The organism is Ectothiorhodosinus mongolicus, assembly GCF_022406875.1.
Classification (GTDB): Bacteria; Pseudomonadota; Gammaproteobacteria; order Ectothiorhodospirales; family Ectothiorhodospiraceae; genus Ectothiorhodospira; species Ectothiorhodospira mongolica.
Map to the genome: position 1 here is coordinate 1,498,899 of NZ_CP023018.1, position 16,631 is coordinate 1,515,529.

Sequence of the window (16,631 nt, forward strand, 5' to 3'; positions counted from 1 at the left end):
TATGAGCAAAAACATTGCGTGCCTGATGATTCTCGGAGTGGCACTGTTTTGGTTTCACAGTGCTACCGCCAGTGGTCTAACCGAAATTACGGTGACCGGCGAGGGAACGGGTCCCACTGAAGAAATTGCGACCCGGAATGCGCTGGCTAACGCAGTGAGCCAGACCGGTTTAAGTATCTCAATCGATTCGGTTCTCGATACGACGGTAGCCCGTTCCGCAAGCAGTGGGGGCGCTGAGACGATGAGCGCGCAGCAGCGTCGTTCTGAGACCACATCGCTGCAGGCTGAGGGGGAAATCAAATCCTGGCGTAAAATAAGCTCCAGACGCATAGAAGGGTCGCTTTATTCGGTTCAGGTCAGTGCAGTGCTCCATCATTTCGAGCAAGGCCCTAGTGCTCAGCGCATGCGCATTGCTCTGTTGCCAGTGGAGGCTCGTGGCTCAGGTATCAGCGCCAACCACCTCCGTGAGCTAGAGGCTGAAATTCAGAAACATCTTGTTCAATCAAGACGTTTTGCTGTGCTCACACGATCCGATATCAACCGAGTGTTAAGCGAACAGAACTTTATTGCCAATCAAAATGTATCGCGCGGAGAGCGTGCGCGTTTGGGTAATCTGTTAGGAGCAGACGTATTACTTTTGGTGAATGTCTCAGAAGCTTACTACTCAGAGCGGACCGAGACCGTAGCAGTGACTGGGCAGATCCGAGTGATCAAGAACGGGGCCGTGCGCATTAATGTGAACATTATCGATGCCGCCACCGGGCAAATTAGGTTCTCCAACAGCTATGCGACGGAACTGGGTCGGCCGGCTTCCTCCATGGGAGGTATGTTGAGCACTGTGGCAACAAATTCAATTGCCGATGTGGTGCAGCGGATCTATCCCTTGCGCATCATCCAAATCACCGACGGTGGCAACGTGTTCTTGAATGCGGGTGGTTCAATGTTGCGCCCGGGCATGACCTTTACGGTCTATTCGGAGGGTGAGGCCTTGGTAGACCCTTACACTGGTGAATCTCTTGGGGGGGCTGAGCAAGAGATCGGAGTTATCGAAGTTACCCGGGTCGAGTCGAGATTCTCTGTGGCTAAGATTCGTAGCGGTGAGGGATTTCAAGAGATGATGATAGCTAGGCCGACCTCGGCGGCTATTCCTGGCCAAAGGTCCCAAGCGCCGGCCGAGGCGCCACGAGCGAACACTGGTGTAGCCTTGCCTTTCGATAGATAAGAGGTATCGGCTGTTTCGAATGTAAACGAAATCAGGCGCGCTGATTGGCTCAAGCGCGCCCGACTTACTCGAAAGTTAGTGTTTTTAATTAAAAGTTGTATGTCAAACCAAGTGAAAAAGCTGACAAGTCATAACCCGATTCGTCTAAGTACTGAACGTACTCAGCATTAACTCCTAGTTGCGGCGGGGCAAAAAAGTTAAAGCCCGTACCCCAAGTCAGGCCAGAGTCAGTGTCACTCTCTGAAAATCCGGGCACTGATATCGTGCCTTTGCCGCGAGTGAAACCGATTAGCCCGTATACCGAAGCTTGGTCTGCTAACGGCAGATGCCCTAACACATATCCGCCGAAAAAGTTATCTATCTCGAGCTTGGCATCGATCCCTGCAACGCTTACGGTATCATCATCAATCCCGAAGCCGAAACGACCTTCCACAGAGACGTTAGATAACTCATCCTCTGCAGGGCCTTTGGCATGCGCCATCACATCGAAGACGCACGCTTTTTTTTGGGCTTTGCCAGAGGTAAGTCACTCTAAACGCCACATTATGTCGCGCTCTTGATGTTTCCTGTCTATAAAAGTATAGATCAGGCGAGAAGAAGAGGGGTTTATGCCGCAGAACAAAATACACTTTACCCTCGCGCGTCAATGGGAGTTGCTAAAGCAGTTGCCGGCCCGTGGGGAGGGGCGTAGCTCCGCTGAGTTGACGGATACCCTAGTCAGCGCCGGCTTCAAGGTCAGTAAGCGCCAGATCGAGCGAGACCTGTGGGAATTGGAAGAGCGCTTTCCGATTGACTGTAATATGGATGTGCGGCCTTATCTGTGGCGCTGGGCTGAGGATGCGAGCTTTGATCTGCCGGGCTTGTCTTTGGCTGAGGCGCTGTCTTTGCGCTTGATCGAAGAGACGCTCACCCCGGTGCTGCCCCAGTCGATTATGTCGGTGATGCAGGCGCGCTTTAGCCGTGCCCGGGAATATCTGGACAACAGTCCTCAACTGAGGCTCTCTCGCTGGGTGGATAAAGTGCAGACCATTCATCCCAACCTGCCGATGCAGGTCCCTGATGTTGATCCTACCGTGCTTGAAACCGTTCAAGCTGCGCTAATCGGCGATAAACAACTCGTCGTTGAGTACTTCAGCCTCAAGTCCGACGAGTATCGCGAGATGACTTTGAACCCGCTGGGTTTTGTGCAGCGAGGGTCCATTAGTTATCTGGTGGCCACGGTGGATGGCTATGGGGATGTGCGCCTGTTTGCGATTCATCGTATGCGTAAAGCAACAGCGCTGAGCCTATCGGCCCAGCGCCCCGAAGGCTTTAATCTCGAGACCTATATTCGCGAGGGTGCTTTAGAGTTTGGCAATGGCCAGACTATTCAGATTGAGCTCAAGGTGGAGGGGCCGCTGAGTCGAGTGCTGGCGGAAACGCCGCTGTCTGCGGATCAAGAGCTCAAGCCTAATGGTGGGGATTACTACCTGACTGCCACGGTCATCGATTCCTGGCAGCTGGACTGGTGGTTGTTATCGCAGATTGATCACATTGAAGTGGTTGCTCCGGTGGCGCTGCGTCAGTCCATTGCTGAGCGTCTGCAAAAAGGGGTCAGTAAGCATCGCTAGTATGAGGTTCGATGGGTCGACCACCACTGCATGCGACCAGCCAAGCGGTCGCGCGAATGGGGGTATTAGGCGCGTGACGCTCGTTGCGCGCCACGCTACACTTCCTCGATGATTCAATCCTTCCGCCACAAAGGGCTGGCTAATTTCTATGAGACCGGTTCAGTGGCAGGAATTCAGTCGAGCCATGCCAGAGGACTATCACTAATGGCAATGCATAATCCCCCGCATCCCGGAGAATTCATCCTTGAGGTTTACCTAGAGCCTCACTCCATGACTGGACGCCATCTGGCCTCGAAGTTGGGTGTTTCACCGTCCACCTTGAATCGAATCTTGCAAGGACGAAGTGGCATTAGCCCGGAAATGGCGCTTCGCTTGTCCAAAGCGCTTGGCCGTTCGCCCGAAAGCTGGTTGCTGATGCAAGATAACTATGAGCTCTGGCATGCTCGACAAACTGTGGATCTGGGATCCGTCGAGAGAGTCGACTTCTGTGCAGCCTAAGCAAGTGATCAACAGAGCAGCTCTACTGCTTCGGTATAAAGAACCGGCGGTTCAGTGGATCAACGAGGCGGATCCCCATCCAGATAGTCGAATGATTTCCCTTGACGAGATCAATGAGGACCGGCTCATATATCTCATCAGAGATGAGGATGCCGACTCACCAAGCCACGTAGAGAAATGGGTAAGGCGAAATTTCAAATCTCTCTTCGAAAATGAATTGAACGGCTGGTATACAGATCCGAGCCTTTGGCCAAACCCACTTACCTACCAGCTGTTTCAAGGCTGGTTCGAAGTTGAATGCCATTCAATGGTCATCGATACTGTTGGTGGAGTAATAGAGAGCGATGAAACATAACGACTCGCTCAAATACGTTTAGCATCGGCCTCGAGCCGAGCATTGCGATCATCGCGCCCATACGGTTGCCCGTGGAAACGGTGGCTCCGGTTCGACTGATGCGCAGGTATTTGCCGCGATGTTCAATGCGTCGCTGTTTGCCATATTCATCTTTGTGACCGATATTTCCTAAGCGCATAAACATATCCTAATATGTTTTATTGGGAGGCTCTAATGTGCGCAAATATGGTGAGTGCGTGCGGTGAAAAATTTCTACCTAAATCTCTTTACTAACCCATCATGTCGTCATAGTATGTCGGTCCTATCGTCTCATTTCTTGAATGGTGCAACGCACAGTCAATATAGGTGTGATTGAACTATTCTGTTTAATGCAAGTCGATAGATATAGAGCCCCATTGGGTGCACTAAATTATCCGGAATGTCACAAAAAGGAAATGCAGACCGACCATGAGTAATGATATCCACAATTTATCTGCCAAAGAGCTGTTTGACCTGGCGAGAAAGCGTGAACAAGAAGAGTGGGAAAAGACCCGCTCCGAGCGCCAAGCTAAGATCCGTGCGCTGCGTGCAGAACGCAAAAGCCTGCAGAAACGCCAGGCCAAAGCACTGAAACAGATCCAACAGGCCCATGCCGCAGAACTCGCTACGATCGACTCTCAAATCGCTGAGCTCACCGGTAAATCCGCTGCCAAAGGCGCCCGACGGGCCGCCACCGCTGGTGTCACCGCCACCGGCGCGGTGATGGATTATCTCGGTGAAGCCCAGCAGGCCAGCTCCAAGGCCATCAAGGCAGCCATGGAAGATATGGGTGCGCCCACCCAGCATGTGTCCCAGACGCTGGCTTATCTCGTCCGCCAAGGGCAGATCGAGCGCCTGTCGCGCGGTCTGTATCGCGTCGCTGCTTAACCAAACGGGGTACGACCCCAGTTGGGGTCGTACCCCATTCTTAATGAGTATCCAGCAGGCTTATCGGGACGCCGAATACTGGGTCTTAGCGGATCAGCGGTTTTGTCTTGCGATCGATGTGCCCAGCCACTCTTTGCAGCGGCTGTATAAACGGTATGGTGTGACTTGTAGCGCGCTATTGACCGCCTTTAATCCGCAAAGTGAGCGATTAAAGGATGATCTTAATCAGTCTCGACAGCATTCTTTGCTCAAAAGGCTGCGGTCCATGGGATTGAATACTTGTCCGGCGATAAACTCTGATCCAAAAGGCGTATGGCCAGACGAAGAAAGTGTTTTGGTCTTTGGTATAGAGCGCCATGATGCCGAGACGCTGGCTAGGCAGTTTCAACAAAAAGCTTTTTTGTGGATTGGTGATGATTGGCGTCCGCAACTTATTTGGATCTAACTTTCTCCACCCACTTAATAGGAAGGTGATTTATGACACAAACAGCTCAAGTGTTAGCACCATCAGCCCAAGAAGCCATCTGCGAAGCGCTGAACCAGTGCTTGGCCGATGCTGCCGTGGCAACCATGCTGGCACAGAATTTTCATTGGAATGTGACGGGTATGGCTTTCGGGCCTTTGCATGAATTGTTTCAGCAGATGTATGAAGACCATTTTGCGGCGCAGGATGAGATTGCCGAGCGCATCAAGGCCCTGGGTGGACATGCTGAGGGACAATTGGCACTCATGCTCAAGCGCTCAAAGGTGGTTGAAGATGCGGGTAGCTCGGGGTCCGAGGCGATGATCAAAGCCATGGCTCAAGCTCAAGAGACCCTGGCACGCACCATGGCCGATACAGCCAGCTTGGCTGAGCAGCATGGCGACAACCTCACCGAGGATCTATTGATCGCACGAGGGCAGGTGCACGAGAAGTTCGCTTGGATGATGCGTGCATACTTAGGATAAGTGTGACTTGAATTAACAAGGGGTACGACCCCAGCAAAGGGGTCGTACCCCTTTTTTCTGCTAATATGGTGCCGAGGAGAGGACTTGAACCTCCACGGGGTCTCCCCCACTAATACCTGAAACTAGCGCGTCTACCAATTCCGCCACCCCGGCAAGGGTCTGGCCCCGATGCGGACAGGGCCCGCAAGGATCGCGAACTTTAAGATCATCCCTGAGGGTTGTCAACTCTCAAACCGTTTAGGAAAGCCAGAAAAAGTTATGCCAAAAAGCAAATCCGCCGGCCTCAAAGATCCCAACTTTGAACGTGAGGCCAGTAAATACGAACGCCCCATCCCCAGTCGCGAATTGATTCTCCAGGTGCTGGCTGATAGTGACGGCCCCATCATCTTTGAAAGACTTGCTGACACCCTGCAACTCGCCTCCGATATTGACCTAGAGGCGCTGCGGCGGCGAGTACGTGCCATGGAGCGCGACGGTCAGATTGTCTGCAATCGCGCGGGCGGTTGGTTGCCGGTGAATCAATCGGATTTGGTGCGCGGCCGCATCATCGGTCATGCCGATGGCTTTGGCTTTTTGGTGCCGGATGAGGGCGGTGATGACTTGTTTCTTTCGCCCAGACAAATGCGCACCCTGATGCATGGGGATCGCGCGGTCGCCAGGGTCGTGGGCGTTGATCGTCGCGGCCGGCGCGAGGGCTCGGTGATTGAGGTGCTTGAGCGCAACACCCAACAGGTCGTGGGGCGTCTGCATTTAGAGGGCGGTATTGGCTTTGTGGTGCCCGATAATAAACGCCTGCCGCAGGATGTGTTGGTGCCGGCCGATGGCCTGAATGGCGCGCAATCCGGGCAGATCGTGGTAGCGCGTATCAAACAACAGCCCTCCAAGCGCAGCGGCGCCATTGGCGAGATTATTGAGATCTTGGGCGAGCACATGGCGCCGGGTATGGAGATCGATATCGCCGTACGCGCTCATGGTCTGCCGTTTGAATGGCCTGAAGCCGTGCTCGAATCAGCGGACGCGTTTGGTGTTGATATTCCCCAAGAGGCGATCCAGGGTCGTGAGGATTTGCGGGAACTGCCGTTAATCACCATTGACGGCGAGGATTCACGGGACTTTGATGACGCGGTGTATTGTGAACCGGCGGGTCGCGGCAGCTACCGACTTTGGGTAGCCATCGCGGATGTCTCTCACTATGTGCGTCCGGATGATGCTTTGGATCAAGAGGCGCGGGTGCGCGGCACTTCGGTATATTTCCCGGAGCGAGTGATACCGATGTTGCCCGAGGTGCTCTCAAACGGCCTGTGTTCTTTAAACCCTCATGTGGATCGCCTGTGTCTGGCGTGCTGCTTGCAGATCAATGCTCAGGGGCAGATCCGGGATTTCAGTTTTCATGAGGCCGTGATGCGCTCGCAGGCGCGCATGACCTATACCAAGGTCGCGCAAATGCTGATCGACAGACGCGCGGATGTGATTCGCGAGCATGAGGCTTTACTGCCGCATCTGGAGCACCTGTATGCGGTCTACAAACTGCTGCGTAAGGCTCGGGATCAGCGCGGCACTATCGATTTTGAAACCACCGAAACCAAGATCATTTTTGGCGCCGACCGCAAGATCGAGCGCATTGTGGCCTATGAGCGCAATGAGGCACATAAGATCATTGAGGAGTGCATGATCGCTGCCAATGTGGCGGCTGCACGGTTTTTGAAAAAGCACCGCATGCCAACCCTGTATCGCGTGCATGAAGGGCCGCGCGCTGAGAAGTTGGCGGACCTGCGCCAGTACCTGGGGGCTATGGGTTTATCGCTGGGCGGCGGTGATGAGCCCGAGCCGCAGGATTTTGCGCGGTTGTTGGAGTCGGTGCGTGAGCGTCCAGATGCGCATTTAGTACAAACCGCGCTGCTGCGTTCCCTGTCGCAGGCAGTCTACAGCCCTGAGCTTTTGGGGCACTTTGGTTTGGCGCATGAGGACTATCTGCATTTCACCTCACCGATTCGCCGCTATCCCGATCTTTTGGTGCATCGCGGTATTCGCCATGTGCTCTCAGGAAATAAACCCGGGCAGTTTCGCTACACGGGCATCGATATGGCCTCCTTGGGCGAGCATTGCTCCATGTCAGAGCGGCGCGCGGATGAGGCTTCATGGGATGTCGAGGCTTGGCTTAAGTGCGAGTACATGCAAGATCGGGTGGGTGAGGTATTCGAAGGGATTGTCAAAACCGTCACCTCGTTTGGCTTGTTTGTTGAGTTGAGTGAGATTTATGTCGAAGGGCTGGTGCACGTCACCAGTTTGTCGCGCGATTACTATCACTATGACCCCATGGCGCAGTGTCTGCGCGGTGAGCGCAGCGGCCGACGTTTTCATGTGGGCGACACTCTGCGGGTCAAGGTGGCCCGGGTAAATTTGGATGATCGCAAGATCGACTTTGTACCGGATGAGCCTGAACCTGAGGCCAAAGCCCCTTCCGGAAAACGTCGTAAACGCCGTAGGAGATAGTTCGGTGTCGGCCCGTGAAATGATCTTTGGGTTGCATGCGGTGCAGGCCATTTTGGAACGTTCTCCTGAGCGCGTGCTCGAGCTTTTTGTGCTTAAGGGCCGCGATGATCAGCGCCAGCAGCAGGTCTTGGCGTTGGCGCGCCGTCAGGGTCTGGCTATGACAGGGCGTTCCCGCCAACAATTGGATGATCTGGTCGCGGGTGCCAACCATCAGGGGGTGGTGGCGCGGGTGCGTCCAGCGCCGTTGGCCAATGAATCGGACTTGGCGGATCTGGTGAGCGCTGCGGGCGACAAAGTGCTGTTGCTTGTCTTGGATGGAGTGACCGATCCGCATAATTTGGGCGCTTGTTTGCGCACCGCTGATGCCGCCGGGGCCACTGCGGTGGTAATCCCACGTGATCGCGCTGTTGGCCTGACGCCGGTAGTGCGCAAAGTGGCTTCCGGAGCCGCTGAGCATTTGCCCTTGGTGGCAGTCACCAACCTGGCGCGCACCTTAGATGCCCTCAAGGATCAGGGGCTGTGGATTGTCGGCACCAGTGATACCGCCGATCAGGATCTGTACGCCATGGATCTGCGTCAGCCCGTGGCTTTGGTGATGGGCGCTGAAGGCCAGGGCATGCGCCGCTTGACCGCTGAGCGCTGCGATATGCTGGTGCGTTTGCCGATGCGGGGCAGTGTCGAGAGTCTCAATGTCTCGGTGGCTGCCGGCGTGTGTCTTTACGAGGCCCTGCGCCAGCGCGCATCTTGATTGCTTGAGCCCGCGCCGCGGGTTATCATGTGCGGCTTTTATGGCGGCGAAGGCCGTCTCTTCCTTGCCTCACCGGATGGTCCGGGAGGCTGTTACCCGAAAGGAAACAACATGCGTCATTATGAAATCGTCTTTCTGGTCCACCCGGATCAGAGTGAGCAAGTCCCTGCGATGATGGAGCGCTACCGCGGCATTATCGAAGGTGCCGAGGGTGAAGTGCACCGCCTGGAAGACTGGGGTCGTCGGCAGTTGGCTTACCCCATTCAAAAGCTGCACAAAGCTCATTATGTGCTGATGAACATCGAATGCCCTGAGGCCGCTTTGGCCGAGTTGGTTAGCGCATTCCGGTTCAACGATGCCGTCATTCGTCACATGGTCATGAAGATGGATAAGGCCTTCACGGAAGTCTCGCCTTTGGCGCGTGGCCGTGAGGATGAAGAGCGCAGCAGCAGCTCTTCATACAATGATGATGACGATGGTGATGATGATTCGGATGAGTCAGATGAGCGCCCTAGCCGCGCCGCTGCTGCCGAATAATCCGCACCGTTAACCGCATAGAGGACTGACCATGTCACGTTTTTTCCGTCGCCGTAAATACTGCCGTTTCACTGCCGAAGGTGTGGAACAGATTGACTATAAAGATCTGAACACCCTGAAAAATTACATCACTGAAACCGGCAAGATCGTGCCCAGCCGTATCACCGGCACCAGCGCTCGCTACCAACGTCAGTTGGCAGCAGCGATCAAGCGGGCTCGCTATCTGGCCTTGTTGCCCTTCTCGGATAATCATTAATCGGCTTGCCCGCAACGCTGTTGCGGGCGCCTTTTTTTTTTTCGATGCGGGCACTGGCCTCATTTATTATGCAGGGCCGCCTGCGGGCGGTGACCGCCACGACCGGTTTGGGCGTGGTGGGCTTGCTGCTGCCGCCATTGGCATTGGTCAGCAGTGCGGCCGTGGGCTTGGTAGGCCTGCGCGCCGGATGGCAACAGGCACTCATAGTGGCCGTGATCGCTGCCGCGGTGATCACTGGCATGGTGGCTGTGGCGGGATTGCCTTTGCCGCTGGGTATTCTGACTGCCGTCATTCAGTGGGCGCCCATGCTGTTATTTGCTGAGATATTGCGCCGCTCTTCCTCCTGGGATTGGGTGTTGCATATTGGTATGGCACTCGGCACTGGCGTGGTGCTTTTAACGTATTTGCTGGTGCCTGATCTGAGTGGTTTTTGGATTCGGGTGCTCGAGCAGTCAGTGGGACAGATTTTCCAGCAGACGGGTATGCCCGCTGCCGAGCGTGAATTGGCTTTTCAGCAAGTCGCCAGCCTGATGACTGGGATGGTGGCAGCCATCAGTGTCTTGAGCTTTGTGCTAGCGCTTTTGCTGTCTCGCTACTGGCAGGCGCTGCTTTATAATCCGGGCGGTTTTGGCGCGGAATTTAAAGCGCTGCGGCTGAGTAAAGCGGCGGCGGGTTTGTTGGTGGCTTTATTGCTGTTGGCTTGGCTGGCTGAGGTCACGCTGTTTTTTGAATTGGCTTTGGTTTTGCTGGTGGGATTTTTTCTGCATGGACTGGCGGTGCTGCATGCGGTCAATACGCTACTGGGGCTGAGCCGCTTTTGGTTGGTTGGGGCTTATGTCGTGATGGCTTTGGCGCTGCCGCAGATGATGATTGTGCTGGCTACTGTCGGTATGCTGGATACCGTGATTGATTTACGTGGTCGTCTGGATCGTTCAGATTCGGTTTAAGCGGACGACTTTTGTGATTTTTTGTCGAGGATAGGTTCAATGGAAGTCATACTGCTGGAAAAAGTAGAAAATTTGGGTAACTTGGGTGACAAAGTGCGCGTACGTTCGGGTTATGCGCGTAACTTCCTGCTCCCTAAGGGCAAAGCCAAGTTCGCCACCGAAGCCAATATCGCTGAATTTGAAGCGCGCCGGGCGGAGCTGGAAAAAATGGCAGCCGAGTCTTTGGCCACGGCTGAAGCGCGCCGCGATAAGTTTGAGGCGGCCAGCATCAGTATCACCGCGCTGGTGGGTGGTGAAGGCAAACTGTTTGGGTCTATCGGTCCTGGGGATGTGGCTGAGGCAGCTCAGGCAGCTGGTTTGGACTTGGAGAAACGCGAAGTTCGCATGCCTGATGGCCCTTTGCGCATGGCGGGCGAATTTGAGATTGCGCTGCAACTGCATACGGACGTGAAGGCAACGCTGAAAGTGACTATCACTGCCGAGGAGTAAGATTCGGCCCCCGGAGCCGCAGCAACGGGTTCCTTGGATGGGAGGTTGAGCATGGCTGAGTTGGAGCCTGCCATTGCGCGCGAGTCGGCAACGGCGCAGTTAAAGATTCCGCCTCATTCAATTGAGGCGGAGCAAGCCGTTCTGGGTGGTCTGATGCTCGACAATCAGGCCTGGGATAAAGTCTCCGACCGTGTCTCGGAAGTGGATTTTTACCGCTTCGACCATCGCCTGATTTTTCGTGCGCTAGAGGAACTGGCCGAGCGCAACTCGCCCATGGACTTAGTGACCGTCTCCGAGCGGCTTGAGGCTTGGGGTGAGCTGGATAAGGCGGGTGGCTTGGCTTATTTGGGCTTGCTGGCCCGTGACACCCCGAGTGCCGCCAATATCGTTGCCTATGCCGATATCGTGCGCGAGCGCTCGGTGCTGCGCCAATTGATCGCAGTAGGTACGGATATTGCCAGCAGTGGCTTTAACAGCGAAGGCCGACCGGTCGACGAGCTGCTGGATGCCGCTGAACAGCGCGTCTTTAAAATTGCCGAACAAAGCGAGCGCTCGCGCCAAGGGTTTCGCAATATGCGCTCGCTGTTACAGTCCACCGTCAGTCATGTCGAAATGCTCACCGAGCGCGATAGTCCCATTACCGGACTGCCTACTGGCTATGACGACTTTGACGAGATGACCTCCGGCCTGCAGCCGGGTGATTTGGTGATCGTCGCCGGTCGTCCCTCGATGGGTAAGACCTCGCTGGCGGTCAACATGGCGGAGTATGCCGCCCTGAAACAGCAGCATCCGGTTGCTGTTTTCAGTATGGAAATGCCCGGCGAGCAACTGGCCTTGCGTTTGGTGTCTTCTTTGGGACGCATTAACCAACAGCGACTGCGTACCGGGCGCCTCGAGGATGATGATTGGCCGCGCTTCACCAGCGCCGTGTCCATGCTCAATGAGGCGCAATTATTTATCGATGACAGCCCAGCTTTGTCTCCGGGCGACCTGCGTACCCGGGCGCGACGGCTGATGCGCGAACACCAGCAGCTCTCGCTGATTGTGGTGGACTATCTGCAGCTGATGCAGATTAAAGGTACCTCAGAAAACCGTGCCACTGAGATCTCGGAGATTTCGCGTTCACTTAAGGCCTTGGCCAAAGAGCTTAAAGTGCCGATTATTGCTTTGTCTCAGCTCAATCGCAGCCTTGAGCAGCGCCCCAATAAGCGCCCCGTAATGTCGGATCTGCGCGAGTCTGGCGCTATCGAGCAGGACGCCGATTTGATTGTGTTCATCTACCGCGATGAGGTCTATAACTCAGACAGCCCCGACAAGGGCACGGCGGAACTCATTATTGCTAAGCAGCGTAATGGCCCCATCGGCATGGTGCGCCTGACCTTTCTGGGACAGTACACGCGCTTTGAAAGCTATGCGCCTGAGATCTACGGCAGCGAGGGCTTCTCATGAGGCGAGCAGCCAGCGCGCACTTGCGCCTGGAGGCTTTGCTGCATAACACCCAGGTGGTGCGACGTCACGCGCCGGCCAGTGGCTTACTGGCAGTGATCAAAGCAGAAGGCTATGGTCATGGCATGCTGAGAGTGGCCGAGGTATTGGCCACCGCCGTGGATGCTTTTGCCGTCTCGCATATAGAAGAGGCAGAAGTTCTGCGCGCCGCCGGTCACGATAAACCGATAGTGGTGCTTCACGGTTGCCAAACCCGCGAACATTGGCAGCAGGCCTTTGCTTTGGGGCTGAGCCCAGTCATCCACCATCTGTCCCAACTCGAGACGCTTGAATCCTTGCCGATGCGGGCACGCCTGCCGCTGTGGGTGAAGATGGATTCCGGTATGACGCGTTTGGGGTTTGCGCCCCAAGAGATAGCGGCGGTGTGTGAACGTCTTAATGCCAGCGGTCGTTGTGCTGAGGCGCCTGTGGTGATGAGTCATTTTGCTTGTGCTGATGAGCCACAGCGGCCCGAGAACGCTCAGCAGCTGCAGCGTTTTATGGACGCTACTGCGCCTTTGCCAGTGTCTTTGAGTATGGCCAATTCGGGGGCGTTATTGACCCAGCCCGAGACGCATCTGAACTGGGTGCGTCCCGGCATCATGCTTTATGGCGCCTCGCCGCTGCGCGCTCAGAGCGGCGCTGAATGGGACTTAAAGCCTGTGATGACGCTTAAGGCTCCGATTATCAGTATCGAGGATCGGGAGCAGGGGGCGGCGGTAGGTTATGGCAGCATCACTACTTTGCACAGGCCCTCGCGCATTGCTGTAGTGGCGATTGGCTACGCCGATGGTTACCCGCGCCATGCGCCGCCTGGTACGCCGGTTTTGCTGCACGGCCAGCGGTTGCCGTTGATGGGACGGGTCTCCATGGATTTGATTTGTGTGGATGTCACCGATGTCCCGGCAGCAGGGCTGGGTGATGAGGTCACGCTCTGGGGTGAGGGGCTGCCCGTGGAAGAGATTGCCCACGCCGCGGGCACCATCAGTTATGATTTATTGTGTGGGGTGGCTGATCGGGTGCAGATCAAGACCCAGTGAAGTGGCTACTCCTCCAGTCTCTTAGTTTTTCAGCCCAGGGCAGTCATGATGCAGGATGATTCATTCGACAATTACGGTTTTTCGACCCGCGCCATTCGCAGCGGTCATCATCGCAGCGCGGAACAGGAACATGCAGAGCCGATTTTCACCACCTCAAGCTTTGTTTTTAACTCCGCAGCCGAGGCGGCGGCGCGCTTTTCGGGGGAACAGCCAGGCAATATTTACGCGCGTTTCACTAACCCTACGACACGCACGTTTCAGGATCGCTTGGCCGCCTTAGAGGGCGGTGAGGCTTGTGTGGCCACAGCCTCGGGCATGTCGGCGATTTTGGCGACTTGCCTGAGCCTGCTGCGCTGTGGCGATCATATTCTGTCTTCGTCATCGATTTTTGGCTCGACCACGGGGTTGTTTGAGAACTATCTGACCCGCTGTGGTATGGAGGTGGACTTTGTGCCGCTGACTGACTTGGCGGCCTGGGAGGCAGGGTTTAAACCCAATACCCGCATGCTCTATGTCGAGACGCCCTCCAATCCGCTGACTGAAGTGGTGGACATCGCTGCCTTGGCTGATTTGGCCCACAGCAAGGGCTGTTTATTGGTGGTGGATAATTGTTTTTGTACGCCGGCCTTACAACAGCCGCTGGCTCTGGGCGCCGATATTATTATTCACTCGGCCACCAAGTATTTGGATGGGCAGGGCCGCTGTGTGGGTGGTGCTGTAGTGGGTGATGCCGAGCGCGTGGGTAAGGAAGTGTTTGGCTTTTTGCGCACCGCTGGACCGACGATGGCGCCGTTTAATGCTTGGGTGTTTCTCAAAGGTTTAGAGACTCTAGCATTGCGCATGCGCGCCCACAGCGAGGCAGCGATGCAGCTGGCCAGTTGGTTGGAGTCTTTGCCCATGGTTAAGGCCGTACATTATCCCGGCTTGGCATCGCATCCCCAACATGCATTGGCGGCTCGCCAGCAAAGTGGCTTTGGCGGGATCGTGGCGTTTGAGGTGCATGGGGGGCGCGAGGCCGCCTGGAAAGTGGTGGATAGCACGCGCATGCTCTCGATCACTGCTAATTTGGGTGATATGAAAACCACCATCACCCATCCAGCGACCACCACCCATGGGCGTCTTAAGCCCGAGCAGCGTGAGGCTCAGGGCATTCGTGAGGGCCTACTGCGTATCGCCGTGGGTTTGGAGGACATCGGTGATATCCAAGCGGATCTGGCGCGCGGGCTGAATGCCGGATAAAGCCTCGCCCCAAGGGCCTAGAGCGCAGCTGCTGGCGTGTTTTGCAGCCGCATTAAAAGCCGTTCATGGGCAGTCTTTGGTGCATGAGGCGCTGCAGGGTGCAGATTCTCCCGGGCATGTAGTGGCCATCGGTAAGGCCGCAGCCGCCATGGCTCGCGGTGCGCAAGAGCTATTGGGTAGCCGCCTGTCGCGGGGCTTGTTGATGACCCGTGAGGGTTATGGGGATGAGCGCTTGGGGGCCACTGCGCGCTTTGTGTGCCTCGACTCTGATCATCCGGTTCCCGGGGCGCGAAGCCTAGAAGCGGGCGAGGCCTTATTGCGGTTTATCGCCGAGACCCCGGTCGATGAGCCCCTGCTGTTTCTCATCAGTGGGGGAGCCTCAAGCTTGGTGGAGGTCTTGGCCGATGGTGTGTCTTTGCGGGAGCTGCAAAATCTGAACCAAAGCCTGTTAGCCGGTGGGCTGGATATCGCGGCGATGAATGCCCAGCGCAAAGCCATCTCGCGCATTAAAGGCGGCGGCTTGAATCATTATTTGGGGGAGCGTCGCGCGCGGGTGTTGTTGCTTTCGGATGTGCCCGGTGATGATCCGGCGGTGATTGGCTCGGGCTTGCTGGCCGCCAGCGCCCGGGTGCAGCTACAGATTGTGGGCAATAACCTTAGCGCGCAACAAGCTGCGGCGGCAGCCGGTCAGGCTCAGGGCTTATCGGTGCACGTGCATCCGCAAGCGCTGGCCGGTGATGCCGTGCTGCAGGCCAAAGCGATTGTCGAGGAAATGAAAATAGCTCCAGCAGGGCTGCATATTTGGGGTGGTGAAACCCATGTGTGCTTACCTCAGCACCCCGGCTTGGGCGGGCGCAATCAGCATTTGGCGCTGGCGGCGGCTATTGCCTTGCAGGGAGATGCATCAATCACGCTGCTGGCCGCTGGCACCGACGGCAGTGACGGTAATACCAGTGTGGCTGGGGGCATGGTCGATGCAGGAACGCTCGAGCGCGGCATGGAATTAGGTGGGGACGCCCAAAAGGCTTTGGCGGCGGCGGATTCTTATCGCTTTTTACGGGCCAGTGGAGACTTGGTGGATACCGGGCCCACGGGTACCAACGTCATGGATGTGGTGCTGGCTTTAAAAGGCTAGTGGACGCCGTCAATCAGTGTTAGGCCATGTTCATCGGCGCGCAGATAACCTCCACCTGAGAACCAATCCGGCAAAACCCAGCGAGTCACCTCTCGACCATCGATGCTCAGTTCATGACGGGCGGGACGATGCGTATGGCCGTGGATTAACACATTGGCGCGGTGGCGCTGTATCGCCTCGGTCACGGCCGTATCATTGACATCAATAATGTCGCTGGCCTTGCTCACTTGGGCTTCTTGGCTTTGGGCGCGTAGGGCCCGAGCTTGTTCGTGGCGCTGGGTCAGCGGCAGGCTGAGAAAGGCCTGTTGCCACTGCGGGCTATGTAGCTGATGACGCAGCTTTTGATAGTCCGTGTCATCGGTGCATAGGGTATCGCCGTGCATTAATAATACGCGCTGGCCTTGATGTTCGATCAGGGTTTCATCGCCTAAGAGCTCGGCTCGCATACGCTCAGCCAAAGCCGGACCGACGAGAAAGTCACGGTTGCCGTGACAAAAAGCGATCTTCAGACCATCGGCCGCTAGGGCCTTGAGGCGTTTGATGGCCGGGTCAAAAAACGCCGCTGGGTCATCATCACCGACCCAATATTCAAACAGATCCCCGAGGATATACAGCGCATCGGCTTGACGTGCCGGGCCATCTAAGAAGGTCAGAAAATGATCGGAGGCAGCCGTTCGGGCTGCCTCCAAATGCAGATCAGCAATAAAAAGCTGAGTGCTCAAT

Annotated in this window: 19 protein-coding genes and 1 tRNA gene; 17 read left to right on the forward strand and 3 right to left on the reverse strand. The window is 55.9% G+C overall.

The window, feature by feature from the left end:
• Position 1 precedes the first annotated feature (1 nt).
• Complete coding sequence (locus CKX93_RS07275) at positions 2-1,222, forward strand: CsgG/HfaB family protein (protein WP_084178704.1); 1,221 nt, start codon at positions 2-4, stop codon at positions 1,220-1,222.
• An 88-nt stretch (positions 1,223-1,310) separates the two neighbouring features.
• On the opposite strand, the gene CKX93_RS07280 is transcribed toward CKX93_RS07275, so the two are convergent.
• On the reverse strand, positions 1,311-1,703 hold the full coding sequence (locus CKX93_RS07280) for a porin family protein (protein WP_076756056.1): 393 nt from the start codon (positions 1,701-1,703) through the stop codon (positions 1,311-1,313).
• Positions 1,704-1,830: 127 nt separating this feature from the next.
• Between CKX93_RS07280 and CKX93_RS07285 the strand changes: the two genes are divergently transcribed.
• The 6 genes from CKX93_RS07285 to CKX93_RS07310 all read left to right on the forward strand — a co-directional run bounded on the left by CKX93_RS07285 (position 1,831) and on the right by CKX93_RS07310 (position 5,539).
• Positions 1,831-2,832, forward strand: a complete 1,002-nt coding sequence (locus CKX93_RS07285) for a helix-turn-helix transcriptional regulator (RefSeq protein ID WP_076756057.1) — start codon at positions 1,831-1,833, stop codon at positions 2,830-2,832.
• A gap of 204 nt (positions 2,833-3,036) precedes the next feature.
• Positions 3,037-3,330 (forward strand): HigA family addiction module antitoxin, encoded by a 294-nt coding sequence (locus tag CKX93_RS07290; protein ID WP_076756058.1) that lies wholly within the window; start codon positions 3,037-3,039, stop codon positions 3,328-3,330.
• Entirely contained in the window at positions 3,272-3,685 is a 414-nt protein-coding gene (locus CKX93_RS07295) for a hypothetical protein (protein WP_200799845.1), read from the forward strand. Before CKX93_RS07290 ends, CKX93_RS07295 begins: the two co-directional genes overlap by 59 nt.
• A 447-nt stretch (positions 3,686-4,132) precedes the next feature.
• Positions 4,133-4,591: a type IV toxin-antitoxin system AbiEi family antitoxin domain-containing protein gene (locus CKX93_RS07300; RefSeq protein WP_076756060.1), complete on the forward strand. Its 459-nt coding sequence runs from the start codon at positions 4,133-4,135 to the stop codon at positions 4,589-4,591.
• A 43-nt stretch (positions 4,592-4,634) separates the two neighbouring features.
• Positions 4,635-5,036 carry a DUF3293 domain-containing protein gene (locus CKX93_RS07305; RefSeq protein WP_076756061.1) on the forward strand — a complete coding sequence of 134 codons (402 nt, stop codon included), beginning with the start codon at positions 4,635-4,637 and terminating at the stop codon, positions 5,034-5,036.
• A 32-nt stretch (positions 5,037-5,068) separates the two neighbouring features.
• Entirely contained in the window at positions 5,069-5,539 is a 471-nt protein-coding gene (locus CKX93_RS07310) for a Dps family protein (protein WP_076756062.1), read from the forward strand.
• Positions 5,540-5,605: 66 nt separating this feature from the next.
• Here the strand turns inward: CKX93_RS07310 and CKX93_RS07315 are convergent.
• Positions 5,606-5,692: transfer RNA gene (locus CKX93_RS07315), tRNA-Leu, on the reverse strand.
• A gap of 105 nt (positions 5,693-5,797) precedes the next feature.
• Between CKX93_RS07315 and rnr the strand changes: the two genes are divergently transcribed.
• The 10 genes from rnr to CKX93_RS07365 all read left to right on the forward strand — a co-directional run bounded on the left by rnr (position 5,798) and on the right by CKX93_RS07365 (position 15,908).
• Positions 5,798-8,032, forward strand: a complete 2,235-nt coding sequence (rnr, locus tag CKX93_RS07320) for a ribonuclease R (RefSeq protein WP_076756063.1) — start codon at positions 5,798-5,800, stop codon at positions 8,030-8,032.
• A 4-nt stretch (positions 8,033-8,036) separates the two neighbouring features.
• Positions 8,037-8,780, forward strand: a complete 744-nt coding sequence (gene rlmB / locus CKX93_RS07325) for a 23S rRNA (guanosine(2251)-2'-O)-methyltransferase RlmB (protein ID WP_200799834.1) — start codon at positions 8,037-8,039, stop codon at positions 8,778-8,780.
• Between the two features lie 111 nt (positions 8,781-8,891).
• On the forward strand, positions 8,892-9,317 hold the full coding sequence (gene rpsF / locus CKX93_RS07330) for a 30S ribosomal protein S6 (protein ID WP_076756241.1): 426 nt from the start codon (positions 8,892-8,894) through the stop codon (positions 9,315-9,317).
• Between the two features lie 31 nt (positions 9,318-9,348).
• A complete protein-coding gene (gene rpsR / locus CKX93_RS07335) occupies positions 9,349-9,573 on the forward strand; it encodes a 30S ribosomal protein S18 (RefSeq protein WP_076756065.1) in 225 nt (74 codons plus the stop codon).
• 68 nt (positions 9,574-9,641) lie between these two features.
• A complete protein-coding gene (locus CKX93_RS07340; protein ID WP_234982845.1) occupies positions 9,642-10,520 on the forward strand; it encodes a YybS family protein in 879 nt (292 codons plus the stop codon).
• A gap of 39 nt (positions 10,521-10,559) precedes the next feature.
• Complete coding sequence (gene rplI, locus CKX93_RS07345; RefSeq protein ID WP_076756066.1) at positions 10,560-11,009, forward strand: 50S ribosomal protein L9; 450 nt, start codon at positions 10,560-10,562, stop codon at positions 11,007-11,009.
• Positions 11,010-11,060: 51 nt separating this feature from the next.
• Entirely contained in the window at positions 11,061-12,458 is a 1,398-nt protein-coding gene (gene dnaB, locus CKX93_RS07350; RefSeq protein ID WP_076756067.1) for a replicative DNA helicase, read from the forward strand.
• Positions 12,455-13,534, forward strand: coding sequence for an alanine racemase (gene alr, locus CKX93_RS07355; protein WP_076756068.1), 1,080 nt, complete (start codon positions 12,455-12,457; stop codon positions 13,532-13,534). The genes dnaB and alr overlap by 4 nt, the downstream gene beginning before the upstream one ends.
• Positions 13,535-13,579: 45 nt before the next feature.
• On the forward strand, positions 13,580-14,773 hold the full coding sequence (locus CKX93_RS07360) for an O-succinylhomoserine sulfhydrylase (RefSeq protein WP_420828603.1): 1,194 nt from the start codon (positions 13,580-13,582) through the stop codon (positions 14,771-14,773).
• A complete protein-coding gene (locus tag CKX93_RS07365; RefSeq protein WP_076756069.1) occupies positions 14,763-15,908 on the forward strand; it encodes a DUF4147 domain-containing protein in 1,146 nt (381 codons plus the stop codon). The genes CKX93_RS07360 and CKX93_RS07365 overlap by 11 nt, the downstream gene beginning before the upstream one ends.
• Here CKX93_RS07365 and CKX93_RS07370 read toward each other — a convergent pair.
• Positions 15,905-16,630, reverse strand: a complete 726-nt coding sequence (locus CKX93_RS07370) for a UDP-2,3-diacylglucosamine diphosphatase (protein WP_076756070.1) — start codon at positions 16,628-16,630, stop codon at positions 15,905-15,907. The genes CKX93_RS07365 and CKX93_RS07370 overlap by 4 nt on opposite strands.
• Position 16,631 lies beyond the last annotated feature (1 nt).

Coding starts and splice junctions, on each gene's coding strand:
- CKX93_RS07275 (WP_084178704.1), top strand. CDS start 2: ATGAGCAAAAACATTGCGTGCCTGATGATTCTCGGAGTGGCACTGTTT.
- CKX93_RS07280 (WP_076756056.1), bottom strand. CDS start 1,703: ATGGCGCATGCCAAAGGCCCTGCAGAGGATGAGTTATCTAACGTCTCT.
- CKX93_RS07285 (WP_076756057.1), top strand. CDS start 1,831: ATGCCGCAGAACAAAATACACTTTACCCTCGCGCGTCAATGGGAGTTG.
- CKX93_RS07290 (WP_076756058.1), top strand. CDS start 3,037: ATGGCAATGCATAATCCCCCGCATCCCGGAGAATTCATCCTTGAGGTT.
- CKX93_RS07295 (WP_200799845.1), top strand. CDS start 3,272: ATGCTCGACAAACTGTGGATCTGGGATCCGTCGAGAGAGTCGACTTCT.
- CKX93_RS07300 (WP_076756060.1), top strand. CDS start 4,133: ATGAGTAATGATATCCACAATTTATCTGCCAAAGAGCTGTTTGACCTG.
- CKX93_RS07305 (WP_076756061.1), top strand. CDS start 4,635: ATGAGTATCCAGCAGGCTTATCGGGACGCCGAATACTGGGTCTTAGCG.
- CKX93_RS07310 (WP_076756062.1), top strand. CDS start 5,069: ATGACACAAACAGCTCAAGTGTTAGCACCATCAGCCCAAGAAGCCATC.
- rnr (WP_076756063.1), top strand. CDS start 5,798: ATGCCAAAAAGCAAATCCGCCGGCCTCAAAGATCCCAACTTTGAACGT.
- rpsF (WP_076756241.1), top strand. CDS start 8,892: ATGCGTCATTATGAAATCGTCTTTCTGGTCCACCCGGATCAGAGTGAG.
- rpsR (WP_076756065.1), top strand. CDS start 9,349: ATGTCACGTTTTTTCCGTCGCCGTAAATACTGCCGTTTCACTGCCGAA.
- CKX93_RS07340 (WP_234982845.1), top strand. CDS start 9,642: ATGCAGGGCCGCCTGCGGGCGGTGACCGCCACGACCGGTTTGGGCGTG.
- rplI (WP_076756066.1), top strand. CDS start 10,560: ATGGAAGTCATACTGCTGGAAAAAGTAGAAAATTTGGGTAACTTGGGT.
- dnaB (WP_076756067.1), top strand. CDS start 11,061: ATGGCTGAGTTGGAGCCTGCCATTGCGCGCGAGTCGGCAACGGCGCAG.
- alr (WP_076756068.1), top strand. CDS start 12,455: ATGAGGCGAGCAGCCAGCGCGCACTTGCGCCTGGAGGCTTTGCTGCAT.
- CKX93_RS07360 (WP_420828603.1), top strand. CDS start 13,580: ATGATGCAGGATGATTCATTCGACAATTACGGTTTTTCGACCCGCGCC.
- CKX93_RS07365 (WP_076756069.1), top strand. CDS start 14,763: ATGCCGGATAAAGCCTCGCCCCAAGGGCCTAGAGCGCAGCTGCTGGCG.